Annotated in this window: 23 protein-coding genes and 1 tRNA gene; 8 read left to right on the top strand and 16 right to left on the bottom strand. The window is 64.5% G+C overall.

All coding sequences use genetic code 11. From position 1 onward, the window contains the following. Nucleotides 1-169 precede the first annotated feature (169 nt). Together ACZ1JY_RS17835 and ACZ1JY_RS17830 are read left to right on the top strand one after the other, a co-directional pair. Complete coding sequence (locus ACZ1JY_RS17835) at nucleotides 170-1,105, top strand: IS110 family RNA-guided transposase (RefSeq protein ID WP_465129402.1); 936 nt, start codon at nucleotides 170-172, stop codon at nucleotides 1,103-1,105. A 140-nt stretch (nucleotides 1,106-1,245) separates the two neighbouring features. After that, nucleotides 1,246-1,509, top strand: coding sequence for a hypothetical protein (locus ACZ1JY_RS17830; protein WP_465130966.1), 264 nt, complete (start codon nucleotides 1,246-1,248; stop codon nucleotides 1,507-1,509). 18 nt (nucleotides 1,510-1,527) lie between these two features. Here ACZ1JY_RS17830 and ACZ1JY_RS17825 read toward each other — a convergent pair whose 3' ends face one another. The 6 genes from ACZ1JY_RS17825 to ACZ1JY_RS17800 all read right to left on the bottom strand — a co-directional run bounded on the left by ACZ1JY_RS17825 (nucleotide 1,528) and on the right by ACZ1JY_RS17800 (nucleotide 10,205). Further along, nucleotides 1,528-2,244 (bottom strand): DUF3142 domain-containing protein, encoded by a 717-nt coding sequence (locus ACZ1JY_RS17825; RefSeq protein WP_465130965.1) that lies wholly within the window; start codon nucleotides 2,242-2,244, stop codon nucleotides 1,528-1,530. Beyond that, nucleotides 2,241-4,373 (bottom strand): PA5441 family protein, encoded by a 2,133-nt coding sequence (locus ACZ1JY_RS17820; RefSeq protein WP_465130964.1) that lies wholly within the window; start codon nucleotides 4,371-4,373, stop codon nucleotides 2,241-2,243. Before ACZ1JY_RS17820 ends, ACZ1JY_RS17825 begins: the two co-directional genes overlap by 4 nt. 54 nt (nucleotides 4,374-4,427) lie before the next feature. Next, complete coding sequence (locus tag ACZ1JY_RS17815) at nucleotides 4,428-6,083, bottom strand: choline dehydrogenase (protein ID WP_465130963.1); 1,656 nt, start codon at nucleotides 6,081-6,083, stop codon at nucleotides 4,428-4,430. A gap of 78 nt (nucleotides 6,084-6,161) precedes the next feature. Beyond that, a complete protein-coding gene (locus ACZ1JY_RS17810) occupies nucleotides 6,162-6,920 on the bottom strand; it encodes an SDR family NAD(P)-dependent oxidoreductase (protein WP_465130962.1) in 759 nt (252 codons plus the stop codon). Nucleotides 6,921-6,943: 23 nt separating this feature from the next. After that, nucleotides 6,944-7,447, bottom strand: a complete 504-nt coding sequence (locus tag ACZ1JY_RS17805) for a nuclear transport factor 2 family protein (RefSeq protein WP_465130961.1) — start codon at nucleotides 7,445-7,447, stop codon at nucleotides 6,944-6,946. Nucleotides 7,448-7,634: 187 nt separating this feature from the next. Beyond that, nucleotides 7,635-10,205, bottom strand: coding sequence for a TonB-dependent receptor (locus ACZ1JY_RS17800; protein ID WP_465130960.1), 2,571 nt, complete (start codon nucleotides 10,203-10,205; stop codon nucleotides 7,635-7,637). A 324-nt stretch (nucleotides 10,206-10,529) separates the two neighbouring features. On the opposite strand from ACZ1JY_RS17800, the gene ACZ1JY_RS17795 reads away from it, so the two are divergent. Beyond that, complete coding sequence (locus ACZ1JY_RS17795) at nucleotides 10,530-11,288, top strand: SDR family NAD(P)-dependent oxidoreductase (RefSeq protein WP_465130959.1); 759 nt, start codon at nucleotides 10,530-10,532, stop codon at nucleotides 11,286-11,288. A 5-nt stretch (nucleotides 11,289-11,293) separates the two neighbouring features. Further along, on the top strand, nucleotides 11,294-12,589 hold the full coding sequence (locus ACZ1JY_RS17790; protein ID WP_465130958.1) for an MFS transporter: 1,296 nt from the start codon (nucleotides 11,294-11,296) through the stop codon (nucleotides 12,587-12,589). Here ACZ1JY_RS17790 and ACZ1JY_RS17785 read toward each other — a convergent pair. The 6 genes from ACZ1JY_RS17785 to ACZ1JY_RS17760 form a co-directional block, all read right to left on the bottom strand. Next, nucleotides 12,586-12,930, bottom strand: coding sequence for a type II toxin-antitoxin system RelE/ParE family toxin (locus ACZ1JY_RS17785; protein ID WP_465130957.1), 345 nt, complete (start codon nucleotides 12,928-12,930; stop codon nucleotides 12,586-12,588). The two genes, ACZ1JY_RS17790 and ACZ1JY_RS17785, sit on opposite strands and share 4 nt — an antisense overlap. Beyond that, nucleotides 12,923-13,201 carry a type II toxin-antitoxin system Phd/YefM family antitoxin gene (locus ACZ1JY_RS17780; RefSeq protein WP_168904332.1) on the bottom strand — a complete coding sequence of 93 codons (279 nt, stop codon included), beginning with the start codon at nucleotides 13,199-13,201 and terminating at the stop codon, nucleotides 12,923-12,925. The genes ACZ1JY_RS17785 and ACZ1JY_RS17780 overlap by 8 nt, the downstream gene beginning before the upstream one ends. Nucleotides 13,202-13,278: 77 nt before the next feature. Next, a complete protein-coding gene (gene folE / locus ACZ1JY_RS17775; protein WP_118075329.1) occupies nucleotides 13,279-13,854 on the bottom strand; it encodes a GTP cyclohydrolase I FolE in 576 nt (191 codons plus the stop codon). A gap of 4 nt (nucleotides 13,855-13,858) precedes the next feature. Further along, complete coding sequence (locus ACZ1JY_RS17770) at nucleotides 13,859-15,337, bottom strand: flavin-containing monooxygenase (RefSeq protein WP_465130956.1); 1,479 nt, start codon at nucleotides 15,335-15,337, stop codon at nucleotides 13,859-13,861. A 105-nt stretch (nucleotides 15,338-15,442) separates the two neighbouring features. Then, nucleotides 15,443-15,997 (bottom strand): nuclear transport factor 2 family protein, encoded by a 555-nt coding sequence (locus tag ACZ1JY_RS17765; protein ID WP_465130955.1) that lies wholly within the window; start codon nucleotides 15,995-15,997, stop codon nucleotides 15,443-15,445. Next, nucleotides 15,990-16,760, bottom strand: coding sequence for an SDR family NAD(P)-dependent oxidoreductase (locus tag ACZ1JY_RS17760; RefSeq protein ID WP_465130954.1), 771 nt, complete (start codon nucleotides 16,758-16,760; stop codon nucleotides 15,990-15,992). The genes ACZ1JY_RS17765 and ACZ1JY_RS17760 overlap by 8 nt, the downstream gene beginning before the upstream one ends. A gap of 175 nt (nucleotides 16,761-16,935) precedes the next feature. Between ACZ1JY_RS17760 and ACZ1JY_RS17755 the strand changes: the two genes are divergently transcribed. Next, on the top strand, nucleotides 16,936-17,844 hold the full coding sequence (locus ACZ1JY_RS17755; RefSeq protein ID WP_465130953.1) for an SDR family NAD(P)-dependent oxidoreductase: 909 nt from the start codon (nucleotides 16,936-16,938) through the stop codon (nucleotides 17,842-17,844). A 69-nt stretch (nucleotides 17,845-17,913) separates the two neighbouring features. Here ACZ1JY_RS17755 and ACZ1JY_RS17750 read toward each other — a convergent pair whose 3' ends face one another. Beyond that, on the bottom strand, nucleotides 17,914-18,204 hold the full coding sequence (locus ACZ1JY_RS17750; protein ID WP_168904328.1) for a DUF2218 domain-containing protein: 291 nt from the start codon (nucleotides 18,202-18,204) through the stop codon (nucleotides 17,914-17,916). A 162-nt stretch (nucleotides 18,205-18,366) separates the two neighbouring features. On the opposite strand from ACZ1JY_RS17750, the gene ACZ1JY_RS17745 reads away from it, so the two are divergent. After that, nucleotides 18,367-18,440 (top strand) — tRNA-Gly (locus tag ACZ1JY_RS17745). A 311-nt stretch (nucleotides 18,441-18,751) separates the two neighbouring features. Here the strand turns inward: ACZ1JY_RS17745 and ACZ1JY_RS17740 are convergent. Then, nucleotides 18,752-20,131, bottom strand: a complete 1,380-nt coding sequence (locus ACZ1JY_RS17740) for a nicotinate phosphoribosyltransferase (RefSeq protein ID WP_465130952.1) — start codon at nucleotides 20,129-20,131, stop codon at nucleotides 18,752-18,754. Nucleotides 20,132-20,190: 59 nt separating this feature from the next. Further along, nucleotides 20,191-21,255: a bifunctional nicotinamide-nucleotide adenylyltransferase/Nudix hydroxylase gene (locus ACZ1JY_RS17735; RefSeq protein WP_465130951.1), complete on the bottom strand. Its 1,065-nt coding sequence runs from the start codon at nucleotides 21,253-21,255 to the stop codon at nucleotides 20,191-20,193. Nucleotides 21,256-21,357: 102 nt separating this feature from the next. On the opposite strand from ACZ1JY_RS17735, the gene ACZ1JY_RS17730 reads away from it, so the two are divergent. Continuing rightward, complete coding sequence (locus ACZ1JY_RS17730) at nucleotides 21,358-21,996, top strand: NUDIX hydrolase (protein WP_465130950.1); 639 nt, start codon at nucleotides 21,358-21,360, stop codon at nucleotides 21,994-21,996. Here the strand turns inward: ACZ1JY_RS17730 and ACZ1JY_RS17725 are convergent. After that, nucleotides 21,987-22,598, bottom strand: coding sequence for a TetR/AcrR family transcriptional regulator (locus ACZ1JY_RS17725; protein WP_118075321.1), 612 nt, complete (start codon nucleotides 22,596-22,598; stop codon nucleotides 21,987-21,989). The genes ACZ1JY_RS17730 and ACZ1JY_RS17725 overlap by 10 nt on opposite strands. 169 nt (nucleotides 22,599-22,767) lie before the next feature. Between ACZ1JY_RS17725 and ACZ1JY_RS17720 the strand changes: the two genes are divergently transcribed. Continuing rightward, nucleotides 22,768-26,217 carry an acyl-[ACP]--phospholipid O-acyltransferase gene (locus ACZ1JY_RS17720; protein ID WP_465131544.1) on the top strand — a complete coding sequence of 1,150 codons (3,450 nt, stop codon included), beginning with the start codon at nucleotides 22,768-22,770 and terminating at the stop codon, nucleotides 26,215-26,217. Nucleotides 26,218-26,223: the final 6 nt, after the last annotated feature.

Here is a 26,223-nt window from a genome sequence, read left to right as displayed (position 1 = left end):
TGATGCGATTGCGGGAGGCTCCGCTAGCGGAGCCTCCCGCCCGTTCGCGAGCCCGTGTCCCCCTTGGTCGTAGCAGCCCGCTGGGGAGCTTGGGCCCGGACGGATCTTCATCAACCCGAACGGTTGCACGGGGCGTTGACCCCGCACACGCAAGGATGGGAACGGAGATATGGCACAGCACGATCAATTTGTCGGTATCGATGTCAGCAAGGCGCGGCTTGATGTCTGTCTGTGGCCGCAGAATGAGGCCTGCGCTTTTGCCAACGACCGGGATGGCTTGCGAGCCTTGATCCGGTGGCTTCGCCGCGTCAGACCCCACGCAGTCGGCTTCGAGGCTTCGGGTGGTTATGAACGCGCTCTGCTGACGGCTCTATGCGAGGCAGACCTGCCCGCTCGACGCGTCAACCCGATGCGCGTGCGCCAGTTCGCCCGCGCTGCCGGGATTCTGGCCAAGAACGACAGGATCGATGCTGCAGCGATCGCGCATTTCTGCGCTGCGCTGCCCCAGCGCGAGGTGGTCCACGATCCTGCCCGCGCCATGCTCGGCGAACTCGTCACGGCACGCCGCCAGCTGTGCGAGGAGCGCACCCGCTGCGCCAACCAGGCCGAGCAGACTGCCAGCGCGCTGCTCAGGCGGATCGCTGCACAGCGGATCAAACGGCTGTCAGCCGAGATCGCGCTGGTTGAAGCAGAGATCGCACGCCTGATCGCGGATCACCCCGAACTTGCCGAGCGCAACGCAATCATGCGCTCGGTGCCAGGCGTCGGGCCGACAACCGCGGCAACGCTCCTCGCGTTCATGCCGGAACTCGGTGCAATGAGCGCCCGACAGGCCGCATCGCTCGTCGGCGTCGCGCCTTTCGATTGCGAAAGCGGGGCCTTCAGGGGCAAGCGACGCATCGCCGGAGGGCGCAAACCTCCCCGCGATGCACTCTATATGGCCGCCCTCGTCGCAAGTCGGCGCAACACCACAATGGCCGTCGCATACCACAATCTGAAAAACGCCGGAAAACCAGCAAAAGTCGCCCTCGTTGCGATCATGCGAAAACTCATCACAGCTCTCAACGCCATGATCCGAAACAAACAGAAATGGGCTGCCACATAGACGGTTGCTCCCCGTTTGCACCTGCGGTGAAAACGGGGAGGATCGGCTATGGAAGTCCACTGTTGCTGTAATTGTTGCCGAACGGCTGAAGGAACCGTAGCGTCTGCGACGATGCTTGGCCCCGACCGAGAAGCAAATTGATGCTCACCACCATTTTGAAAGCTGACGAGGCTGTAAGACAGATCGAGACTGCTATTCGAGGGAACCGCCGAGTAGTCGGCGTAGACGGATTCCGGGTCGTTCCCCAAGGCATCATCGCGGCGCTCGACCTGATCTTAGACGTATCGAGTGAGCCGATGGAGCCAGAGGAAGCTGCCATTAAGTCTATTCAGTTCATCTGCTTGAACGCAGCAGATGACGTTTTGTTCGAAGTGGTTATTGAGGATATGCCTGACGGCAAGTAACCACCCCTCCCTAACCATTCATCCCGTGGGCCGGGCCAGCAGGAACACGGCGTAGCCGCGGAACATCGGGTGCGTCTCCAGTCCCGGTGGGGCTTGCCACTCGCCGCCTTCGACCAGCGCCACCCGGAAGGGGATGGGGAAGCGGCCCAGCTTGGCGAAGTAGGCTTCGTAGCCGGGGATCGTCGCGCGGGCCTGATAGGTCTGGATCACCACTTCGTCGACAGTGCCGGCCAGTTGTGCGAGCGCCTGGAGGTCGCCATTGGCGCTCCAGTCCATCAGGCCGGTGATCGAGAGGCGCACGTCATCGGGCAGGCGGGCGCGCAGGTCCTTGAGGAACGCGGCGTAACCTGACAGGCCCTTGGTCGCGGCGTCGAAATCGACCTGCAGGCCCGCCACTTCGTTGCCCGCCGCGCGCCACTGCGCAAGATCGGCGAGGATTGCGGCGCGGGTCGCGTCGGTCCAGTCCAGCCGTTCGCTGCGCACCACCAGCCATAACGTCCTCCCGGGAAGGCGCGGCGTGCCCATGCGCAAGGCATGGAGGCGGGCCGGGCCATCGCGCCGCACTTCGCCATCGAGCAGGTAAACGGTGCGCGCCTTGACCTCAGGCGCAGGATGGACGCCGGGCCAGACGAACACCGCCTCTGCCCCCTCGGCCCGCACACGTGGCGCCTCGGCCTGCCGCTCGCAGGCGGTGAGCAGCAGCGAGGCCAGCAAAGTCAGCGCCCGCCGCTTCACCAGTAGAAGCGCAGCGCCTTGGCCCACGGGCTTTGCGGGTAGCGCTTCTTCAGCTCGTCGTACCAGCCCTTGCGCACCGCCAGCGGCACTTGTGCGGCTTCAAGTTCCGCCGTGGTCCGGGCAGGCCCCGCGCAGCCATTGTAGCCCGATGGCGCATAGCACCGCACCGCGCGGTAGAGCGCATAAGCGCGCAAGTCTGCCGCTGCCGCCTTGTCGGCGATGATCGCGGCGTAGATCGCATCGCGATAGCTCGCCTTGCCGGGGAACAGGTCTGGCGCATTCCCAAGAACATTCGCGCCATCGCCCGCCGTGTGCAGGGCAAAGCCATCAAAGCCGTTGAGCCGCCAGAAGTCACCGAGGCACAGGCGCGCGCGCTGGTCAGCCGGATTGCGGGCGAGTGTGGCAGCGGTCTGCGCGATGGCGGGACAGGCGAAGCCGTCCGACCATTGGCCCTTGGTGAACAGGCCCACCGGCACGCTCTGCTGGCTGGCAAAGCCCCACAACCCGCCATCGATGTTGGCATCGCCCGGAACCAGCGCCACGTCACGCGCGAAATCGCCGAACGCGCCGCGCGTCAGGTCCTTGTGGAGCAGCGAGAACCGCGCAACATCGCGCTCATGCCCGGATCGGGAGGCATCCCCCGCACTGGCGCGCAGGATCGCCGGACTGGCGATGGTCTGCAGCAGCACCTCGCGGATCGATTGTTCCTGCACCGGCGATCCGGGCGCGAAGACCTGATCGACCCGGCCATCCCTCTGCCAGCGCAGGGCAAGGCCAAGCTCGGCGAGCGGGCGCTGGTGGAAAGGGCTGGCCGCGCCGATCAGTTCGCGCCAGAACCCCGCCTCGTTGGGATCGCGCAAGGCAGAGAGCGCCTGCCCACGCACGATCTGGCGGCTGAAGGCCAGCGGCGTCATCCCCTTGGCCCGCGCCGCATCGGGCAGGATCGAGAGGATCCGCTTTACATTCTCGCCGGCGTAGGAAATCCGCGTTGCTTCCAGCAATCCGTAGACATCGGGGTAGGTCGCCAGCTGCGGCTTGTGCGCAGCAATCTCTGCGGCAGACAGCCCCACAGTTGGCCCATCGTAGACCGGGCGCATCTTCTTCAGGTCGGCCAGCGCCAGCAGCAGGGGCGCCTTGCCCTGCTTTGCCACGACCGCCGCCGCATCCTCGCGTTCAAGCAGCTTGCGGTCGATCTCCTCGACAAGATAGGCCGCCTCGACGCTGGAAGCCGGTGTTGCCTTGAGCAGCGCCTCATATGTGCCAACCAGCGTATCAGTATCGCCGCCCATCCACGCAACACGCCGCTTCAGGCCTTGCGCGGAGTCTGCATAGCGGCCCTTGGGATAAGCAGCCAGATAGGCATCGATCGCCTTGGCCGCAGAAGTCAGCGCCGCGCGGTCAACCTTCTCAGGCCCGGCAAAATCGCCCCATTCGTCCAGCGAAGTTGCTGCGGCCCGGCGCAGACCGATGCGGATCGGCATGTAGCGCGCCGTCTCGGCAATCCACGGATTGCCCGACTTCGCCAGCGCGGCAAAGCCCGCTTCCGCTGCCGCATAATCTGCCTTGTGGAAGGCATTGGCGGCTTTCAGATAGGCAAGGAACGCGCGACCCTGCTGGCTGGAAATGCCCGCGTCGTTCCATTCGCCGTCATGGCAGCCCGCCACTGCGCGCAGCGTGGTCAGCGTGGCGCGTTCCGCCGCGGGCACGCCTTTGTCTGCCGCCAGCGCGTCAAGGAAATCGGCGATGCCACCTTGGGCCTCGATGCACTTGCTCTCGTCGTATTCAGGCTCGGCCACCTCTGGCTCTGGCCACAGCGAAGCGCGCAAACCTTCCCATGACAGGAACACTTTGCCGAACTGCGGATCGTTCACGTCGACCTTGGCCTCCGCCGGCAGGGCCGCGCCCGGCTGAATGCTGTGCATCAGCATGACCATGTTGATGCGCGTATCGTTGCCGGGGCTGATCAGCGCGCGCCCGGCGCAGTCATACTCCAATGCGCCCAGTTGCCAGCCAGGATAGCACGACGAATCCGCGCAGGCCCACAGCGCCGTGCCAACGCCAAGGCTTCCCAGCGCCACGACGCCGGCGGTGGAAAGGACGGGATGCTTGGCAAACAGGCGCTTGATCATGCGCGGCAAGGTGGCCCAGCCGCCAACCGCTGCGCAATGGTCTTCATCACATTGTCACACGAACTCGGCCATTTTCGTCTCGGCCGGGGCCAGGGGCGGCCGCCCCCGGATCACGTCGGCGATCTTTTCGGCGATCATGATCGTCGGCGCATTGGTGTTGCCGCCGATCAGCGCGGGGATGACCGAGGCATCGACCACCCGCAGGCCGTCAAGGCCGATGACCTTGCAGTCCTTGTCGACCACGGCCATCGGGTCCTCGCGCGTGCCCATCTTCGCGGTGCCGACCGGGTGGTAGATCGTCTCGCCCTTGGCGCGGACCCAGGCGTCGATGTCCGCATCCGACTGCACATGCGCCCCCGGCCAGATCTCTTCGCCGCGATAGGGAGTTAGCGCCTGCTGCCCTGCCACGTCGCGGGCGATGCGGATGCCTTCGCGCACCACGCGGCGGTCTTCCTCGGCGGCAAGGAAGTTCGCCAGGATCGCAGGATCGGCGTAAGGATCGGCGCTGCTGAGCGAGACCTGCCCCCGGCTTTCCGGGCGCAACTGGCAGACGTGGATGGTAAAGCCATCGCGCTTGGCCTGGACCTTGGCATGTTCCTGCATGATCGCGATGACGAAGTGGATCTGCAGGTCGGGCCGGTCGAGATCGGGGCGCGACTTGAGGAAAGCGCCGGCCTCCAGCCCGTTCTGCCGCCCGGTGCCCTTGCCGCTCAGCAGATATTGCAGCCCGACCTTCAACTGCCGCAAGCCCTTGATCTCGTTGTAGAGCGAAATCGGCTGCGTGCAGGCCCAGTTGAGCGTGACGTCGAGGTGATCCTGCAGGTTCGCGCCCACGCCCTTGAGCGCGTAAACCGGCGCAACGCCCTTGGCCTTCAGCGCCTCGGGATCGCCGATGCCGGACAGCTGGAGAATCTGCGGGCTCTGGAACGCGCCAGCGCAGAGCAGCACTTCGCGCCCTGCCAGCACGCTTTGCACCGGTTTTCCCTGACCAAGCGAATATTCCACGCCTACGGCGCGCCCGTTCTCCACCACGATGCGGTGGACCCGCGCGCCGGTGACGACCGAAAGGTTGCTGCGCGTGCCCGCAATCGGTGCGAGGTAGCCGCGCGCCGCGCTCCAGCGCTGGCCGTCGTGGATGGTCAACTGGTAGCGGCCGAAGCCTTCCTGATCCGCCCCGTTGAAATCGGGCGTAACCTTGTGACCCGCCTGACGCCCGGCCTCGATGATCCCGCGATAGAGCGGATGGTCCGAATTCTCGCCCCAGCTGACCTTCAGCGGCCCGCCTGCACCGTGGAAGGCATCGGCCCCGTCGCAGTTATCCTCGGCCTTCCGGAAATAGGGTAGAACGTCGGCCCAGGACCAGCCCTCCAGCCCCATCTGCCGCCACTGGTCATAATCGCGGGCGTGGCCGCGGATATAGACCATGCCGTTGATGGCCGAGGAACCGCCGAGGCCCTTACCACGGGGATGCCACATGCGGCGGTTGTCCATGTGCGGCTCCGGCTCCGACCAGAAGCCCCAGTTGTGCTTGCTCTTCTGCTTGATCAGCGTGCCCACGCCGGCCGGCATCCGCACCAGCACCGACGTGTTCGCGCCGCCTGCCTCAAGCAGCAGCACCCGCACCTGCGGATCTTCGGAAAGGCGGGCGGCGAGCACCGAGCCCGCGCTGCCCGCGCCGATCACGATAAAGTCGAAAGCGCCTTCGGCCATCATCCACCTGTCCCGATTCCGCATTCATTGCGGTTACTGAGACCGGGGGTAATTAATCGTACGGTTAAACGCAAGTGATCAGAAAGCGGTAGCTCCCCCGTCGACCACCATCGCATGGCCGGTGACGAAGCTTGCCGCGGGAGAGCACAGCCACACCACCGCCTCGGCGATTTCGCTCGCTTGTCCCATGCGGCCCATGGGCGTCATCCCGTCGATCAGCGCCTTCATTTCCGGGTTCTGCACCAACGGCGCGGTCATCGGCGTTTCGATCACGCCGGGACAAACGGCGTTGACGCGAATGCCGGCCTTGGCCCAGCGCAGCGCGCCGTGGCGGGCAAGGCCGACCACGCCGTGCTTGGCGGCGGTGTAGGCTGGCTGTCCGCCATTGCCGACAAGGCCATTGATCGACGCGGTGTTGACGATCGCACCGCCGCCGCGCTCAAGCATCACCGCCGCTTCCTCGCGCATGCAGCGCATCACGCCGGAAAGGTTGATCGCGATATCGCGCTCCCAGATCGCGTCGTCGTACTGGTCGTCGGTAATGCGGTTGATCCCGGCATTGTTGAACGCGCAGTCCAGCCCGCCGAACTTTTCGACAGTGGCGGCGACCATCGCCTTGACCTCGTCGGCCTTGCTCACGTCGCAGCGCACGAACGCGGCCTTGCCGCCCATCGCCTCGATCAGGGCGACGGTTTCGGCGCACCCTGCCTCGTTCACGTCGCTGACCATGACGCTGGCGCCGGATCGCGCGAATGCCTCTGCCGCCGCGCGGCCAATGCCGCCGCCCGCGCCCGTGACGAGTGCTACCTTGCCTTCAAGGCCATAGTTGATTGCCATGTCTGGTTTTCCCTTTCGAAGGTTCAGGCTGCCGGCGGCTCGGCCAGCGCAATGACTGTGACGCTGCCGTCCTCGCCGATCTGCTCGGTCAGCATCGAGGTCACGCGGCTGACCGTCTCGACGATCCACCAGCGCCCGTCGCGCTTCTCGTAAACGTCATCGTATTCCACCGCGAGGCGGACGACCTGACGCGGCCCGGTCAGGATCGTGCGAAAGTTGAGCGACCACTGCCCAGTTGCCCGCGTGGCGCTTTCAAGGTCGATCTGCCAGTTGGTGGCGTGGTGGATGTCATAGACGCCCCCGTTGCAAGCCATCTGCTGATAGATGGCGACGAAGGCATCACGATCGTCAAACTCGGGGAAGTTCTCATAGGCGATGCGGATCTTGCCGGGCGCAAAGCAATCGCGCACGTCTTCAACCCGCTTGAGATCGCAGGCCCGCAGGTAGCGCGCCTTCAGCGCCCGGATCGCTTCCTTGTCCTCAAGCGCGCCCAGCCGGCGGGCAAGGTCTTCAAGGCTGGTCGTCATCGCAGCTCTCCCGGGCACAACTTGCATGATTCGCTTTTGAAAAAGCTATAGGGATACGCATTCCTTTGTGAAGATGCGTTTTAGCATGACAAACGCGTAACGACGGAAAAGCCCCGCCCCTGCCAATGCAGAAGCGGGGCCACCCGAAGACGGTTGCCGGATGATCGGCGCCCATCCTCCCCAAAGATCAGAACTTCACGCCAACGGTAACGCCATAGGTGCGCGGATCGGCGTAGTAGCCGCCGCCATAGCCGAGCTGGCCGAAGTCGATCGCGCGGACGAGGTTGTGCTCGTCGGTCAGGTTCTTGACCCAGAAGCGCACCGCCGCCTCGCTCCCGGCCAGCGGAATGCGATCGATCGCGACTTGTGCGTCGACGATGTTGCGGTTGTCGCCCTTGAGCACCTCGTTGTACGGCGAGGACAGCACGTTCGAGAAGCTGTACTTGCCATCTTCATAGGCGTAGCTGACGCGGCCGGTCAGGCGCATGCCGTTGTCCGAAAGCGGGAACTGCGCGTTCATTGCGACATTTGCGGTGAACGGCGAGGTGTAGCCCGGCGTGGCATACGCCGCGATGTTGACCAGCGGCTGACCTGCAGCGACCGGAAGCCCGGCGAGGAACTCCTTGTACTTGATGTCGACGTAACCGGCGTTCGCCTCGAAGGTGAAGTTATCGGTCAGCACCGCCGTCAATTCGGCCTCGACGCCGGTGTAAGTGACCTTGCCGGCGTTCGTTACCTTGGTGGCGAAAGTGCCCGGAGCAAGGTTGGTGATCGGCACGGCGATCGCCAGGTCCTTGTACTCGTTGTAGTATCCGGCGAGATTGAAGCGCACCTTGCGGTCGAACAGTTCCGACTTCAGGCCCACTTCGTAGGACGTCACGTTCTCCGGCTTGAACGAAGGCAGCACGCCGGCCACCGCCGGGTCCTGCGCGTTGAAGCCGCCCGAACGATAGCCGGTCGCCACGCGGGCATAGAGGTTGACCTGATCGGACAGGTCATAGCCGAGCATCAGGTTCCAGGTGAACTTGCTGTAGCTGGCGCGCCCCTGCTCGGGCGTGGCAAGCGGGGCGGTGCCGTTCTGGCGGCGCACCATCGACTTGGTATCCCACGTATAGCGACCGCCTGCCGTCAGGCGCAGGCCGCTGTCCTTGCCGCCGGGGTAGAAAGTCGCCTGCCCATAGACCGCAGTGCTCTCGGCCGTCGCGGTGTAATCGAGCACCGACAGCGTCTGCACCAGACGGTAGCGGGCCGGGTTGGCCGCGACAAACGAGGGGCCGAGCGGGCCGAAGTTGCCGAGGAAGATCGAATTGGTATCGAGCACGAAGCCGCTGTTCTGCGGGTTGTACTCCGAACCCTTTTCCCAGAAATAGAAGCCGCCGAGCACCCAGTCGAGGCTGTCGCTCTCGTTGCCGATTTCCACTTCCTGGCTGAACTGCTTGTGGCGGCGCTTGTTGTTGGTGTCGAACAGGTTCTGCTGCACGGTCGGCACCGGCGATGCCGCAATGAACGGACGGAAGTTTGCCGGGATCGACGGGATGAACTGGAGCAGACTTGCCGGCATGCCGTTGAACAGCGACGCCTGCGTGAAGCGCGGCGCGGTGAAGGCGCCTATACCGTCAAGGTCGGTGACGCTGTCGTTGTTCCAGAAGCGGTAGCCGGTGGTCGACTTCAGGTGGAATACGCCGAAGTCGTTCTGGACCTGCACGTTGTGGCCCCAGGCCTTGTCGGTCGAACGGCTGTTGATGTCGTTGCACACCGTACGGCGCCAGTCGCGCGTAGGCGTGGCGAGCGCGGCGCAGCGGGGATCGAGGAAATTGACCGTGTTGAGGAACGGCGCGACCGGGGCCTGCTGCGTCACCACAACCGGCACGCCGCCGACCACTTCGGGCGGGCGCACGGCTCCGCTGGCGGCTTTGGTCAGCTGGAAATTGATCGGCGAAGCATCGATCTTGCTCCAGTCGAAGATGTACTGGATTGACCCCGTGCCACCGATCTCGGCCTTGGCCGCGACGCGGAAGGAATCGCCCTTGCGTGCGCCGGGATCGCGCGCATCGTCGGGCTCGTTGAGGTTGTCGACTGTGCCGTTACGCTGGCGGTGGCTGTAGGTGAAGCTGGTCGAGATGCCGGCGATCTCGCCCGGATCGAGCGTGATCTTGCCGTTGAAGGCGTTGTAGTTGCCGTAACCGGCCTCGGCGTTCAGCTTGAAAGTCTTGGACGGCGCGCGCGAGATGAAGGCGATGCCGCCGCCCGTGGTGTTGCGGCCGAACAGTGTGCCCTGCGGCCCGCGCAGCACCTCGACGCGCGCAACGTCGATTACGTCAAGCGCGCTGCCGCCCGAGCGGGCGATGAACACGCCATCGACATAGAGGCCGTTTGCGGTGTCGAGGCCGAAGGTCTCGGTCGCGGGGGTGGGAATGCCACGGATGGAGATGACAGCGGCGTTGGCGTTGGTGGTGCCCTGAACGATGGTCACGTTGGGGGCGAGGCCCGAAAGGTCCTTGGCGTCGCGGATGCCCAGCTTCTCGACCTTGTCGGCGCTGATCGCGCTGATCGCCAGCGGCACGTCCTGCAGGTTCTGCTCGACCTTCTGCGCGGTGACTACGATCTGCTCGAGCTGGCCCTGCCCGTCGACTGCCTGATCGCCAGCGGTCTGCGCCTGTTCCTCGGCTGCGTAGGCAGCGGAACCCAGAGTCATCGTCGCGAGGCTGGCGCCGAGCATGAGACGCACAGACAGCCGCGCGCAAGTGGTGACCTTCATTCTTACTCCCCTCGAAACCGTTGTTGGCGCGGAAAATAGCTAATGCGTAGAATTTAGCAAGTCGGAATACGCAATCATGCCATATGGCTTAGAATTGCGCCACTTGTAAGAGATATGAGGCCGGTCATTCGCGCAAAAACGCAGTACGCCGATGCGCCACAAGGAAGCCTTGCCAGCGGCAGCCGCGAATCGAAAAACTGGTCTTATGCGGAGTTGAAAGCCGGAAATATCCCACGTTGCACGATTATATTTCCGGTGATATGCAGGTTTGCATAATTCTCGCGGCAATATGATCCGCAAATTGGCAATACGGGAGATTCTGGAATGAAGGGCCTCAAGGGCAAGGTCGGCATCGTTGCCGGCGGCGGGCGCGGCATTGGCGCGGCAACCGCACGGCGCCTCGCCGAGGAAGGCGCCCACGTCGTCGTCGGTGACCTCATGGGCGACTGGGCCCGAGAAGTGGCGGAAAGCATCCGTTCCACCGGCGGCACCGCCACCGGCATCGAGCTTGACGGCACGAAGGCGGATTCACAAGCCGCTATCGTCGCCTGCGCGGTCGAGACCTACGGTGGGCTCGACTTTTACCATTCCAACCTCGCCGGCGGCACCGGGGGCGACAACGACATCCTCGATTGCCCGGAGGAGGTGCTCGACCTCAGCTTCGCCATCAACACCAAGAGCCACTTCCTCGCCACGCAGGCCGCGCTTCCGAAGATGCTCGAACGCGGCGGCGGCGCAATGATCTACACCTCCTCGGGTGCGGCATCGGGCGGCGCTCCATGGCAGGTCGCCTATCCGATGACCAAGAACGCAATCCACGCGCTCGCCCGACACGTTGCCGCAAAGTTCGGCAAGAAGGGCGTGCGCGCCAACGTGATCTGCCCCGGCCTCGTCCTCACCGAAGCGGTCAAGCAGCACCTGACCGACGAGTATGTCGAGCGCGGCCTTGCCGCCGTGCCGCACGTCCGCCTCGGCCACCCCGAAGACATCGCCGCCGCCGTGACCTTCCTCGCCTCCGATGATGGCGCTTGGGTCAACGGTCAGGTCTGGCATGTCAACGGCGGCGCGCAGATGCGGGATTGAGCCGCATGGCCGCGACCATGCCGGCAGGCGCCGCCGCCACCCTGTCCACCAGCGGCAAGCCGCTGACCAACCGCTGGCTGGCGCTCACGCTGCTGGTCATGGTCGCGGTGCTCAACTATGCCGACCGCTTCCTGATCCCCGGCCTTGCCCAGCCGATCAAGGCGCACTTCGGCATAAGCGACACGGTGATGGGTGCGCTGATGGGCCCGGCCTTTGCGTTGCTCTACAGCGTCTTCACCCTGCCCATCGCCCGCGCCGCCGATCGCCGCTCGCGCGTGATGATCATTGCGCTCGGTTGCGGTTTCTGGAGCTTCTTCACCCTCTTGTCGGGCCTTGCCACCAGCGCCGAAATGCTGGCTCTGGCCCGCGTCGGCGTCGGCATCGGCGAGGCTGCCTACCAGGCCCCTGCCGCCGCCCTGATCGCGGCCTACTTTCCGGCCAACGAACGCGGGCGCGCCTTTGCCCTGCTCGGCACGGCAATCTATGTCGGCCAGATGGCCGGCCTTGCCGGTGGCCCAGCCATTGCCGCTGCCGCCACCTGGCAGACCGCTTTCCACGCCCTGGGCATCGTCGGCATCGTCATCGCCATCGCCACTTGGCTGCTGGTGCGCGAACCGGCGCGCGACCGCGTTGACGCCGCCACCCCCGCGCTCCCTCTCAAGGACACGATGCGCCTGCTGATCGGCACGCCGTCGATCATGCTGCTGGCCACGGTCATGGCGCTGGGTTCGCTTTCGGGCGTGACCTTCGGCATGTGGGGCCCCGCCCTGTTCGAGCGCGCCTATGGCCTGTCGACGCAAGCCGCCGGTGCCACGTTCGCGCTGTCGTTCGGGCTGCCCGGCCTTCTGGGCGTGCTCGGCTTCGGCTTCCTCTCGGACAAGCTCGGCAAGGGCGATGCCACCGTCCAGCTCCGCCTTACCGCGCTCGCGCTCGGTGGCGCAACGACGACCATCCTGCTTGTGACCTGGAGCGACAGCCTGACCATTGCCCGGTTGCTTGCGGTGCCCTCGGGCCTGCTTGGTGGCGGTTGGTCGGTCGGCGTGCTCGCTGGCCTGCAATACATCCTGCCCAACGCCCACCGCGCCACCGGCACCGCGCTGGTCCTGCTGATCTCGAGCATGTTCGCCAATGTCCTCGGCCCGGTCCTTGCCGGCCAACTGTCCGACTGGATCGCCGGAGCCGGACCGCACGGGTTGCGCATCGGCCTCTCGGTAGCCATCCCCACGGGCTACATCGGCGTCTGGGCCGCCCTGCGCGCCATGCGCTCGCTGGAGCGGGACAAGGCGGCGCTGGCGGGTTAGCGCCGCAGTGCAAGCAGGCGGCGCTGCAACAGGGTCGAGAAGTCGCGCCGCCCGTCTGCGACGATGGCAACCGTCACAATGTCACCCTCAAGGTGGTAAACCACGCGATAGGGGGCATGAACCACCTGTCGCCAGCGCTTGTCACCCAGATCGACCAACTCGGGCACTTGCGGCCCGCGCTCCGGATAGTCCGCCAGGCCGTCGACCGTCGCAAGAATCTCCGCGATCAACGCGCGTGCGCCGTCCCACCCTTCGGGCCCTCGCTCCGCCAGACGCTGCTCGAAAATCTGACTGAGATCGACCCGCGCCTGTTCGGTATAGCGGATCTTCACCTCAGGCATCAGTTGGCCGCTCACCTGTGATGAGGTCAAGCATCCCTTCGGCGGGATGGACGCGGCCCGCCTCCATGTCCTCCTTCGCCAGCGCCAGCAGCTTCAGCAGCGCCAGCGTCTCCTGCATCCGGTAGTAGCTTGCCGCATCCTGCAGCACGGCCTTGGCCTCGCCGTTCTGGGTTATCACCAGCGGCTCGGCACCCTCGTTCAGTTCGCGCAGCACCTCCGCGGCGTTGGCCTTCAGGTAGCTGATCGGCTTGATGCGGCTTTCCAGGCCCATGACTCGGCTCCATCCATATTCGGCCATCTCTATTCAGACCGAATGTAGTCCGAATATGGATGGCCAGCAAGCCGCTCTCAATATCCCATTAGGCTCAGCACTTCCTTGCGGCTGCGGTTGTCCTCGAGGAAGGTGCCCATCATCCGGCTCGTCACCATGCCCACGCCAGGAGTGCGCACGCCGCGGCCGGTCATGCAGCCGTGCTGCGCCTCGATCACCACCGCCACGCCGTGCGGACGCAGGTTGTCCCAGATGCACTGCGCCACTTGCGCGGTCAGCCGCTCCTGGATCTGCAGCCGCCGCGCATAGGCGTGAAGCACACGGGCGAGCTTCGATATGCCCACCACCTTGTCACGCGGCAGGTAGGCGATGGCTGCCTTGCCGATGATCGGGGCCATGTGGTGTTCGCAGTGGCTTTGGAAAGGAATGTCCTTCAGCAGCACGATGTCGTTGTAGCCACCCACTTCCTCGAACTGACGCGCAAGGTGCGCCGCCGGGTCCTCGGCATAGCCTTGGCAGTACTCCCGCCACGCCCTCGCCACGCGCTTTGGCGTATCGAGCAAGCCTTCGCGGGCGGGGTCATCCCCCGCCCAGCGGATCAGCGTGGCAATCGCCTGCTCTACCTCGGCAGGTACCTGCGGTTTCTTTCCCATCGCCTCAGACCGCGAACGCGAACTCTTCGGCCACCGGCTTGGCCATGGCATTGGCGAAGTCGTGGTAGCCCCACGGCCAGGTGGCGGGAATGCCGGTCTTGTCGAGATACCAGCTGGTGCAGCCCGATCCGAAGATCGTCTTCTTCGCCGCCGCGATGCGCCGCGCCTCATAGGCTTCGTATGCCGGGGTCAGCGGCTCCACCGTGCGCGCCTCGCCGCTGCGGACGGGCTCGAGCAGCTGTTCGATGTACTCCCACTGCCGCTCGGCAATGTCGATCAGCGGGAAGTTGCCGACCGGCGCCCCCGGACCGTTGAGCATGAAGAAATTCGGGAAATCGGGCATCGCGATCGCATAGTGCGCGGTCGGCCGCGTCGCCCAGAATTCGTCGAGCGAACGCCCCTCACGGCCTGTCACCACGGCCGGGCGAATGAAGCTGTCGGCGCGGAAGCCGGTCGCCAGCACCAGCACGTCAAGCTCATGCAGCGTACCGTCCTTCATCAGCACCCCTTCCGGTACGATCCGCTCGATCGCGCCCACTTCCACCGAAACGCCGGGGCGCTGCACGCACTCGTAGTATTCCCACGAGTAGATCAGGCGCTTGCACGCGGCGTGGTAATCGGGCCGCAGCTTCTCGCGCAAGATCGGGTCGCGCACGCTCTGCTCCAGGTTCTGGCGGCAGTATCCCTCGATCTCCTGCATCTGCGGGCTGGTGAAGTCGGTCACGCCCTCGGTAAAGCGATAGACCGCCTCCCAGTACTGCGGATCGTTGCGGATCGCCTCGATAAGCGAAGGATCGGCGGCAAAGGCGGCGCGCTGTTCGGCGGTGTATTCGAACTGCACCACCGGCATGATCCATTGCGGCGAGCGCTGGAAATGCACCAGCTTCGCGGCGCGGCTGCTCAGCGCGTTGACGATCTGGACCCCGGTCGACCCGCAACCGATCACGCCGACGCGCGCCCCGTCGAGCACGGCGCTGTCATCCCAGCGCGCGGAATGGAACGCCTTGCCGGCAAACGTCTCCAGCCCCGGCAGGTCGGGCATCTTCGGGTGATGCAGCACACCAGTGGCCACGATCACCACGTCCGCCTCGTAGGTCGAACCATCGACGATGCCGAGCGTCCACACTTTCGTTGCATCGTCGAAAGTGCACGACGTCACCTCGCTGTTGAACCGGATATGCGGCATCACGCCGAAGCGCTCGGCCACGCCCTTGAAGTAGGCGTGGATCTCGGGCCCGGTGGCGTAGTAGGCGCTCCAGTCCGGGTTCAGGGCAAAGCTGTAGCTGTACGCATGCGACGGGGTGTCGCAGGTCAGGCCCGGATAGCGGTTGTCGCGCCAGGTCCCGCCCAGTTCCGCGCCCTTCTCGAACACCGCGAAATCGGCATCGCCGCGCTGCAGCAGCTTGATCGCCGCCATCACGCCGGACATCCCGGCACCAATCACCGCATAGCGCAGCCGCGCCTTCCCACCCGTCTCGCTCATTCTCTTCCCATTCTCGTGAGTGCTTGTTTCGTGCCCGCCAGATCGCCCAGCCCTGCGCCGGCGTCATCACCCAAACGTATTATGCGTATCGAAAGCTACCATTGATTACGCATCCGTTCGCGCAAACAGCGAAAGCCGTGCATGGACCGGATCGTCCGCCCCGGCCCGCCCGGTGCCCACGCCGTCACTGCCGAAATCATCGCCCTGCGCGGCAGGCAGGTCCTCGGCATGGTCGAGGATGAACGAGCGCCGGGCAAACCGCCACACCCCGTCGCGCTGCTCGTAGTGATCGGCGTAGCGCCCCCAGGCTACGAACTGCCGCTCGCCATCCAGCGTCAGGTGCCACGCCCGCGCCGTGATTTCGCCTTGGGCGCGCGTGCCGTCCACCACGAACAGCGCCGAGAGCGCGGTGTGCATCGTCGCCCGCCAGTTCGCCATCATGCCCGGCAGCCACGCGATGTAGCCATCCACCGGCCCGCAGTAATAGGGCGTGTGATCGTCCACCGCGTCGTCATGGTAGAGGGTGCGCAGCAGATCCCAGTCGCGCCGGTCGATGCAGTGGCCATAGGCGGTGACGAGATGGCGCAGCGCCTCGCGCGTTGCCATCTCGTCCACGCCGATCGGACGCGGCGCCAGCGCCCGCGCGCCAGCCTCAGACACCGAAGCCGCCGCCGACCGAGATCGTCTGCCCGGTCACGTAGTTGCCCCGCGACGATGCGAAATAGACCGCGGCCTGTCCGATGTCCTGCGGCGTGCCCCAGCGCTTCAGCGGCAGCATCGCCTTTACCGCCGCTTCCCATTCCGGGGTAAAGGTGCCGGCCTCCTGCCCGATCTTGAACTGCCCGGCATCGATCACGCCAACCAGGATGGAGTTGGCGCGAATCTCGTGAAAGCCCTCCTCCTTGGCAATGCCCTTGATCAGCGCCTCGTTACAGGCCTTGGGCGCCACCGACAGGCCATCGAGCTTGGGCCACCAATCGTGCCCGGCCGAGCCGAGATGGACGAAGCTGCCCCCACCTCCTGCCCGCATGTGCGGCAGCGCGGCGTGGACGGCGTTGTTGAAACCGAACGCCTCGATCTCCATCGACGTGCGGAACATTTCCTCGGTCCAGTCGGCAATCGCCACCTGCGGCACCACCGGCCCTGCTCCCCACACCACCGTATGCACCCGGCCATGCTGCTCGACCGCGCCCGCCAGCGCCGCCTGCACCTGCCCACGATCGCGCACGTCGGCGCGGTGAATCGTGGCCTTGCGCCCCAGCGCAGCGATCTCGTCGGCCACCGCGCGGGCCACGTCCTCCTTCGAGCGATAGACCACCGCCACATCGCTGCCCTCGCGCGCGAATTCCAGCGCCACGCCGCGGCCGATGCCTCCGCTGCCGCCGAACACGATCGTCGCTCCGGCCGGAAAAATCTCGCCCATACTCTCTCCCGTTTTCGCTTCGCGCTTCACGCGCATTATTCCGTTACGCATTTTGTGCATGGTATCGCGACCGCGGTCAATCATGCGCATTACAAGCGCATTGCCGGCGACGCTTGCCCTCGCTGCGCGGTTTTTGTAAGTAACACTAACAATATCAGGCAGAGGAGCCGCACAGGTGCAAGACTTCAACGATCAGATCGCGTTCATCACCGGCGGCGCTTCGGGCGCAGGGCTGGGACAGGCGCAGGTCTTCGGCCGTACCGGCGCAAAGGTCGTGATCGCGGATATCCGGGCCGAGGCCATCGATCAGGCGCTCGCCGCATTGCGCGCAGAGGGCATCACCGCCCACGGCCTGGTGCTCGACATCATGGATCGCGCTGCCTACGCCCGTGCCGCTGACGAAGTCGAAGCCGTGTTCGGCGCCGCACCCACGCTGCTGTTCAACACCGCCGGGGTTAACAGCTTCGGCCCGGTCGAGAACACTTCTTACGACGATTTCGACTGGATCATCGGCGTCAATCTTGGGGGCGTAATCAACGGCATGGTCACGTTCGTGCCCCGCATGATCAAGAGCGGCAGGCCCGGCCACATCGTCACCACCTCGTCCTTGGGCGGTCTGATGGGCAGCGCTCTTGCCGCGCCATACTCAGCGGCCAAGGCTGCAGTGATCAACCTGATGGAAAGCTACCGTCAGGGCCTCGAAAAGCACGGCATCGGCGTATCGGTGCTGTGCCCGGCCAACATCAAGTCCAACATCGCCGAAGCCAGCCGCCTGCGCCCTGCCCAGTTCGGCCAAAGCGGCTACGTCGAGAACGAGGACTCGATCGCCTCGCTCCACTCGATCCACCAGCACGGCATGGACCCGGTCGAACTTGCCGAACACGTCAAGCGCGCGATCGAGGCCAACCAGCTCTACGTGATCCCCTACCCCGAAGCCAAGGACGGTCTGCGCGTCCACTTCGACCAGATCGTGGAATCCGTTCTCCCCCTCGAAGCCGACCCCGAAGGCGCCCGCCTGCGCACCGAAGCCCTGCAGAACTGGGCCGCCGACCGCGCCCGGGTGTTCATGGAAAGGCAGGAGTGACCGCGCAGCACGAACCTCGGGGCTCCGTTTCCTTGAAAGTAAGCGCGGGGCTGTTCGCGCTTTGAGGCATCAGTCCATCGGCTGCCAGTCGAACGTCAATTCGCCTTCCCGGTGGGCGAACCGATTCAAGTGATCGGCGACCACCTGCTGCATCCGCGAGAGATCGCCTTCCCCCGTAATCGTGCAGGTTACCTCGAGTGCCGCATCATCGGCTTTCAAGTCTACTGGCCCGAACGGCAGAGCCACGCGCCCCTGGGTAGGATCGAAAGAGACTTCGAACTTGTGGCCCCAATGCTTGCAGAGTTGCTGCAAGTAGCGGCTGGCGTTTGCGGTTGGGACGGTGGCGCGGCTGGAGGGCATGATTACTCGCTTTTCTAGACTGTCTTCAGTGCATCTAAGATATATCTTTATGGTGCAGTGTCAACCGCCGGTGTGAATTGATGCATGATCCGAGGTTGACGAGATCGCCAAGTCCGTGGCAAGCGCGCCTGCACCACCGGCCAATCAGGCCTGCTGGCCCGAGCGGGTATAGCTTAGTGGTAAAGCTCCAGCCTTCCAAGCTGGCTATGCGGGTTCGATTCCCGCTACCCGCTCCATTTTACATTGCACCCACATTCGCCGACGTCAGCGAAAATCCTGAACTACAGGAGGATGTTCGCGCCTGCTGGCCACTGGCGTTCGCGGCTATCCAGCCGCAGCGAGGCAAATTGAGGTTTCTGGGGCGTATGCTCCGTCAAGTCTATCCGGTTGAGGGCAAAGCCAAAGTCTGCGCTGCTGTCGAACGACTGCTGGATCCGGCAGAAACGCATCATCGCGTATCAGCAGCGGCCTTACGTCCAACGCTCGCAGATGGCATTCGACCGCCCATTCTGAATGGAGCGACAGGTCCCGCCGCTCCATTCACCCTTCAAACCGCCCTGACCCGCAGTTCGTCAAAGCTGTGTCGAACCAGCAAAGTCCCATTCCGCCAGACCGGGCGGAGCAGGTTGTCGGCGTCATCCACTTGCTCCATCCGCCGCGCCAGCATGCGGCCTGCTTCGAAAGTGACCGCCTGCCGTCCCGCCTTGCTGGCCTTGCCGGGGTCAGTGGCAGGGGCCTTGGCCACATCGTGCCACACGTCGGCGGCATCACGCATGGCGTTGGCCTTCATTGCAAAGCGCAAGGTGTTGCGGTTGACCTGCTGGAGCAGGCCACCACCCATGCCGAAGGCGATGTTGTCGATGGCGAAGCGTTCCTCGATCAGCCTTTCGATCAACTTGGCAATCGTGGCAGGCGTCATGCCATCGCCTTGGATCACGCGTACGTGGGGATCGAACACGCGGTAGCCCTTGGCGTTGACCGTGCCGCCGAAGGCCTCCCACAAGGTCTTGACCGCCCGCACCGGGGTTTCCACCGGATCGCCGCTGTCTGGCCGGACGACCAGCGTGCCCTTGCGCGCCAGCACCTTGTCGCGCAGGCTCCCGCCCCAGATTCCAGTCAGCGCCGCATCGAGGTCGTAGCTGTCCGAGACCACGGCGACGACCTTGCCTTCACCCTCGAAGGCGTCGAGCATGTTGGCATAGGCCGCTTCCTCGCGCTCGCGCCCCCAGCTGGTCATCGTGCTGTGCTCGGCCGCCGGGATCGAGAAGCCGGCCATGTCCGCGCCGTAGTAGCGACGGGCGGCGATCAGCCCTTCCATGGTGTCGGTGCCCATGAAATTGACGAGGTGGGCCATGCCGCCAAGGCCTGCACTCTCGCCGCTGCTGGTGCCGCGTGCGCCGAAGTCGTGCAGCTTGAACGGCAGCTGTCCTTCTAAATCTTCGCTGGTCTTCTCGAGCCCGGCACGGATGATCAGGCGGCACTGGCGGCTGAGCGTGGCGACTGTGGTCGGATACCAGATTGCGCGGAGCAGCGCGGTCTCGATGAAGGTTGCCAGCCACGGCAGGCGCGGGTCTGTCGTCTCGACCTGCACCAAGGGCACCCCGGTCGGCACGATCATGCCTTCAGGCAGAGCGCGGATCTCGATCGGCAGGTAGCCGCCATGCTCGTCGAGGATGATCTGCCAGCCCTTGCGATTGAAGGGCACGCCATGCGCGGTGCAGATCGCCTCGGCCTCGTCGATGTCAGCCTGGGTGATCGGACGCCCCAGATAGTCCATGAGATAGGGCTGCAGGCCCATGAACAGCACTTCGTCAGCAAAGTCGTTGGGCCGCGCCTCGATGTAGGCGCTGATCGCGCGGGTCTCGGGCGGGTACTGCAGGAAGTGGCTGTGCTTGTAGCTGTCGGTTGCCAGGATCAGGTTGGTCATGATGTGAACTCCTCACATTTTCGCCGGATGCAGGACTCCCCTGCGCGGCGCTTCAGTCTTCAAAGGTCGGCCATTTCCTCGATGATGGCCCAGTGGTCCTCGAACAGCATTTCCGGGGAAAGATCGCCAAAGCGGTACCACTGCGCATGGGCAGCATCGTCACCGCCCTTCACGCTGAACAGCTTGCGCCGTTCAGGCAGGCGGAACAGGAAAGCATGCGTGATGATACGCCCGCGGAGCGAGCGGTTCGGCGCATCGAACACTCGCGTGCGCGCGTCCTCAATGAAACTGGCGAGCATCGCCGGCGGGATCTGGCCCTTGCCGTCGCTTATCGCGGTCTCCTCGCGCAGCTCGCGGATCGCAGCGTCGCGGATGTGCTCGGCGGGATTGACGAACCCGCCCGGCAGCGCGAGCAGGCCCTTGCCCGGTGCGCGCCCCCGCTCGACCAGCAGGATATGGCCCGACTGGACGACGACCGCATCGGCGGTGACGAAGGGCCCCTTCCCCCACTGCGCAGGATAAGCCGCCAGAAACTCGGCTTCCTCAAGCAGCGCCTTGAACGTCTCTTCCAGCATGAACTCGCCCAGGAAATCTGCGACGCCTGCAGAGAGGATGCTGGCGGGCACTTCAGGGATGCGCTGGAAATAGCGCTGGCGCACATCGCTCGACGAGAAAGTGCCGTACTGGCTCTCCACCTGAAGGTTCTCCCACTCCGGGAACAGCTTGAGGTAGTAGGACGAGGCGTCCTTGCCATAACCCGCCAGAGCCACGCGGAAGTCGCTGAGCCCATGGTTCTGGAAGCCGTGGCCATTGCCATGCTCGAGCACCAGGGCGCGGACCTTGCGCTGCACTTGCGTGACCCAGGCCGTATCGGAATAGAGGTGATCGTCGATCGGCGCGATGATCAGGCGGCCTTGCGCTACCTCATGCCGGAAGGCGGAGCGCAACATTGCCTCACGTTCGGCGTAGGTAAAGGGATTGCGCGGATCTCGTGCGACATTGGCCGATCCCACCAGCACGATCAGCCGCTCGACCTGCTCAAGCGTGCGCGCGATGACGTGTTCGTGGCCGATGTGCAGTGGCTGGAAGCGTCCAATGAAGACGCCGAAATCAAACTTGCTCATATCCGAGGCTCCCCCAGATGATCATGGCGAGGCGGACTCCCCGACTCGCTGCAACCTTATGCGCACTGGACTTATATCCAGTCAAGATATAAGTTGGTTTCCATGAGCCATCCACCCTTTGCCGTCACTGTCGACCTCGTGCTGATGACCGTCGTCGACGCTGTTCTGTCGGTCCTGCTGCAGCGCCGGGGCGAAGAGCCGTACGTCGGCGCGCTTGCGCTGCCGGGCGGGTTCGTTGGCATCGAGGAGACGCTGGACGATGCCGCAAGGCGCGTGCTGGTGGGCAAGGCAGGCGTTGATGCGCAGGACAGCGCCTGGCTGGAGCAACTCTACACCTTCGGCGATCCGCAGCGCGACCCACGGATGCGCACAGTCAGCGTTGCCTACTTCGCTCTGTTACCACATGCGGTTCTGGAACGAGCCGTTACATCGAAAGCCGATCTCGCGCTACGCCCGGTCAAAGAACCTTGCGAGCCGCTCGCATTCGACCACGCCGCCATCATCGCCGCAGCGCACGAGCGGCTCCGCGGCAAACTCGACTACACGCCCATCGCCTTCGCGCTGCTGCCTGACCTCTTCACTCTGCGCGACCTCCAAGCCGTCCATGAGGCCATAATCGGCACCACCTTCAACAAGCCTGCCTTCCGCCGCCGCATGCTCGACACGGGATGGATCGAAGCGACTGGCGAACGTGAAACCGAGACGCCATTCCGCCCAGCAGAGTTGTATCGTCAGCGTTGATTGCGTTGCCCGGGTGTCATCGCCGACACAGCCTCCTGCACGCGATCCCATGCCGCTTCCGCAGGAGCTTTCTCGCCCAGCATGGCGAAAGTGCCATTCATCGCAAAGACGCAATGGCCGTGGACCGAGGCCAGCAGCGACCTGGTGAGCGCTTCGGCATCGCCCTTCCGCGACGGAGCCAGGGCAGCGTGCACCTCGGCTACCACGATGTCAAAAATGGCGCGCACTTCGTCCTGATAGCGTTCGGGCGGCGCTGCATCCTCAGGCAGGCGGAAGTCGTAGATGGCGGCCCAGGCGTGGCGGTGCGCGGTGGCGAACTCGAAATAGGCGGCGATGGCCGCTCGCAGCCTGTCCTGCTCCACTTTTTCAAGCCTTCGGACCAGATGATCGCGCCAAAGGGCAAGAGTGCGGCCGTTTATCGCCAGGATGAACGCATCATAGCTTCCGAACACGTTGTAGATCGTACCGATGGAGTATCCGATCCGCTTGGCAACTTCGCGCGCTGAAAAATGAGCGAAGCCAACCTCGTCCATGTGCCGATGGCCTGCTCCTACAGCAATTTCGCGCAATTCCTCGCGGCTGTGATCCGATCTGCGTCCCATGCCCTCGAAACTAGCCACGAAAATGAACACTGTCCAATAATTTAATTGAACACCGTATATTTTTACGATAGCACTGCGAATCAGATGGGGGGCAAAGGGAAAATGCGCCTCTTAACCTCGCCGGAACCCACGCTCCGGTATGGCAGCATCGAACACGCGAAAGGTGCCTATGTCGTCTCCCGATTTCAGCTTGCTGACGAAGCGCCGCTTCGGCCCAATCTTCACGGTCCAGTTCCTTGGCGCGTTCAACGACAATCTCCTGAAGTTCGCGATGCTGTTCCTGGCGAACTTCGGCATCTTCGCGACAGATCCTGCGAATGCAAAGTTGCTGGCAGCTGTGGCAACGGGCCTGTTCATCCTGCCCTATTTCCTGTTCTCGGCGCTTGCCGGGCAGCTCGCCGATGCAGTGGACAAGGCGCGGCTGATCCGCTGGATCAAGGGCGCCGAGGTCGCCATCATGGCCGCGGCGCTGGCCGGATTCTGGTTCCTGTCGATCCCGCTGCTGCTCACCAGCCTGTTCCTGATGGGCCTGCATTCCACCCTGTTCGGCCCGGTCAAGTATTCGATCCTGCCGCAGCACCTGCATGCGGGCGAAGTCATGGGTGGCACCGGGCTGATCGAGGGTGGCACCTTCCTCGCCATCCTCGGTGGGCAGTTGCTGGCAGGCGTAGTCCCGCCATGGGAAGCAGGCCTTGCCGCCTTCGGAATCGCAATCCTCGGTTTCGGTATGAGCCTCGCCGTGCCCGCCGCCCCGCCGAGCGGTTCACTTCACACGATTGATCGGAATCTGTGGCGCGGCACGAAAGCCATTCTGGCCACGGCGCGGGAAGGTCGCGGCGTCTGGCTTTCGATCCTTGGCATCTCTTGGTTCTTCGCTGCTGGTGCAGTTCTGGTCAGTGAATTCGCCCCTCTCGTCTCGGGCACGCTCGCCGCGCGGCAGGAAGTCGCCACGCTGTTCCTGGTGGTCTTTTCGATCGCGATCGCTGTCGGCTCGCTGATCGTCAACCGCTTGCTGAAGGGTGAGGTTTCGGCGCGCTGGGTGCCGCTTTCCGCCCTGATCCTCGCCTTTGGACTGATTGACCTATGGATCGCGACCAGCGGCTTTGAAGTCCGTACGGCAGGCGCCTCCACCGCGCAGTTCCTCGCCACCCCCGGCGCCTGGCACATCCTGATTGACCTTGCCGTGATCGCAGCTTCGGGCGGCATGTTCATCGTGCCGCTCTATGCAATCCTTCAGGTCGCCAGCCCGGAAGACAAACGCTCACAGATCATCGCCGCCAACAATGTCGTCAACGCCGGCCTCACCGTGTTGGCGGTGCTTGCGATAACGGGTCTGCTCGCCGCTGGCGTCGATGTCCCCGGCCTTATCGGTGCGCTGGGCTTTGCCACGCTGTTCGTCGCTCTGGCTTCGGTCTGGCTCCTGCCTGAAACGCTTTTCAAGGACGTGATCCGCCTGACCTTGCGCGTGCTCTATCGCGTTGAGGTTTCGGGCATGGAGCACATGCCGAAGCCGGGCGAGCGGGCCGTGGTCGTCGTCAACCACGTCAGTTTTCTTGACGGCGTGCTGCTCGGCGCATTCCTGCCTGGCAAACCGACGTTCGCGGTCAACACCCAGATCGCACGTTCGATCTGGATCAAGCCCTTCCTCAAGCTGTTCCGCGCCTTCCCGGTCGATCCCACCAACCCGATGGCTGCCAAGGCGATGGTCAAGGCGGTCAAGGAGGGGCGCACCCTCGTCATCTTCCCCGAAGGCCGCATCACCCGCACCGGTGCGCTGATGAAGGTATTCGACGGCCCCGGCATGGTAGCCGACAAGGCCGACGCCCCTATCATTCCAATGCGCCTCGATGGCCCGCAGTACACGCGCTTTTCCCGCATGCAGGGCAAGGTCCGCCTGCGCTGGTTTCCCAAGATCACGCTAACCGTCCTGCCCCCGCGCCGCTTTGCGATCGAAGGCGAAATGACCGCGCGCCAGCGCCGCGCCGTGGCCGGTCGTCGCCTCTATGACGAGATGAGCGCGATGATGTTCGCGACGTCCGACACCGACCGCACCCTGTTCTCCGCCCTGTGCGAGGCGCGGGCAATCCACGGCGGTAAGGCGCTGGTCGTGGAAGACGTGAAGCGCGAACCGCTGAGCTACGACAAGCTCTTTGCCGCCACCACCGTGCTGGGCAAGCGCCTCGCCCAAGGCACCGCACCGGGCGAGGCCGTCGGCCTGCTGATGCCCAACGTGAATGGCGTGGTCGCCGCCTTCTTCGCACTGCAAGCGATCGGCCGCGTTCCCGCCATGCTCAACTTCACCGTGGGCGTTGCCAACATGCGCTCGGCCTGCATGACCGCTGCGATCCGCACCGTGGTCACTGCCCGCGCCTTCGTGGATCAGGCAAAGCTCCACGATGTCATCGCCGCTCTGGAAGCTGACGGTCTGCGCATCATCTGGCTGGAAGACGTCGGCGCAACAATCGGCGCATTCGAAAAGCTGCGCGCGCTGCTGGGCGCGGGGCGCGCCGAAAAGCGCCACCTGAAGCATCGCATTGCCGCTGAAGCCCCTGCCGTGATCCTGTTCACCAGCGGCTCGGAAGGCGTGCCCAAGGGCGTCGTCCTGACCCACCGAAACCTGCTGTCGAACTGCGCCCAGCTCGCCGCGCGGATCGATTTCAACGCCAGCGACATCGTGCTCAATGCTCTGCCGGTGTTCCATTCCTTCGGCCTTACCGGCGGTACGTTGCTGCCTTTGCTCAGCGGTATCCGGGTGGTGCTCTACCCCAGCCCCCTGCATTACCGCATCGTCCCGGCGCTCGCCTATGACGCAAATGCCACGATCATGTTCGGCACCGACACCTTCCTGTCGGGCTATGCCCGCATGGCCCACGGTTACGACTTCTATTCGCTGCGCTACATTTTTGCCGGTGCGGAAAAAGTGCGGGACGAAACGCGCAAGACTTATGCCGAGAAGTTCGGCCTGCGCATTTTCGAAGGCTATGGGGCGACCGAGGCCGCGCCGGTCATCGCGGTCAACACGCCGATGCATTTCATGGCTGGCAGCGTCGGCCGCGCCTTGCCTGCGGTCGAAACGAGGCTCGAAGCGGTGCCCGGCATTGCCGAAGGCGGCCGCCTCTTCATTCGCGGGCCAAACGTCATGGCGGGGTATTACCTTGCCTCGGCTCCGGGCAAGCTTCAGCCGCCACTCGAAGGCTGGCATGATACCGGAGATATCGTCACCATCGATGAAGCCGGTTTCATCACGATCCGTGGCCGGGCAAAGCGCTTTGCCAAGATCGGCGGCGAGATGGTGTCGCTCCCGGCGGTCGAAGGCTACGCCGCAAAATGCTGGCCGGGCTTCGACCATGCCATCGTCACACGGCCGGATCCCAAGAAGGGCGAACAGCTTGTCCTCTTCACCACTGCGCCGGGAGCAGAGCACAAGGCCCTGCAGGAGTGGGGCCGTGCCAACGGCGTCACCGAACTGATGATTCCGCGCGATATTCGCGTGGTCGATGCGCTCCCCGTGCTCGGCACCGGAAAGCTCGATTACGTCACGATGGGGGAAATGGCGTTGCAGCCAGCTGCACCCAACAGCGAGCCTGATGCCGAACTCGAAGCAGCCGAACAGGCCTGACAAAGC

The organism is Novosphingobium sp. BL-A-41-Hi4B-X5A (assembly GCF_055521705.1).
This window is presented reverse-complemented; position numbering and strand designations above follow the sequence as displayed.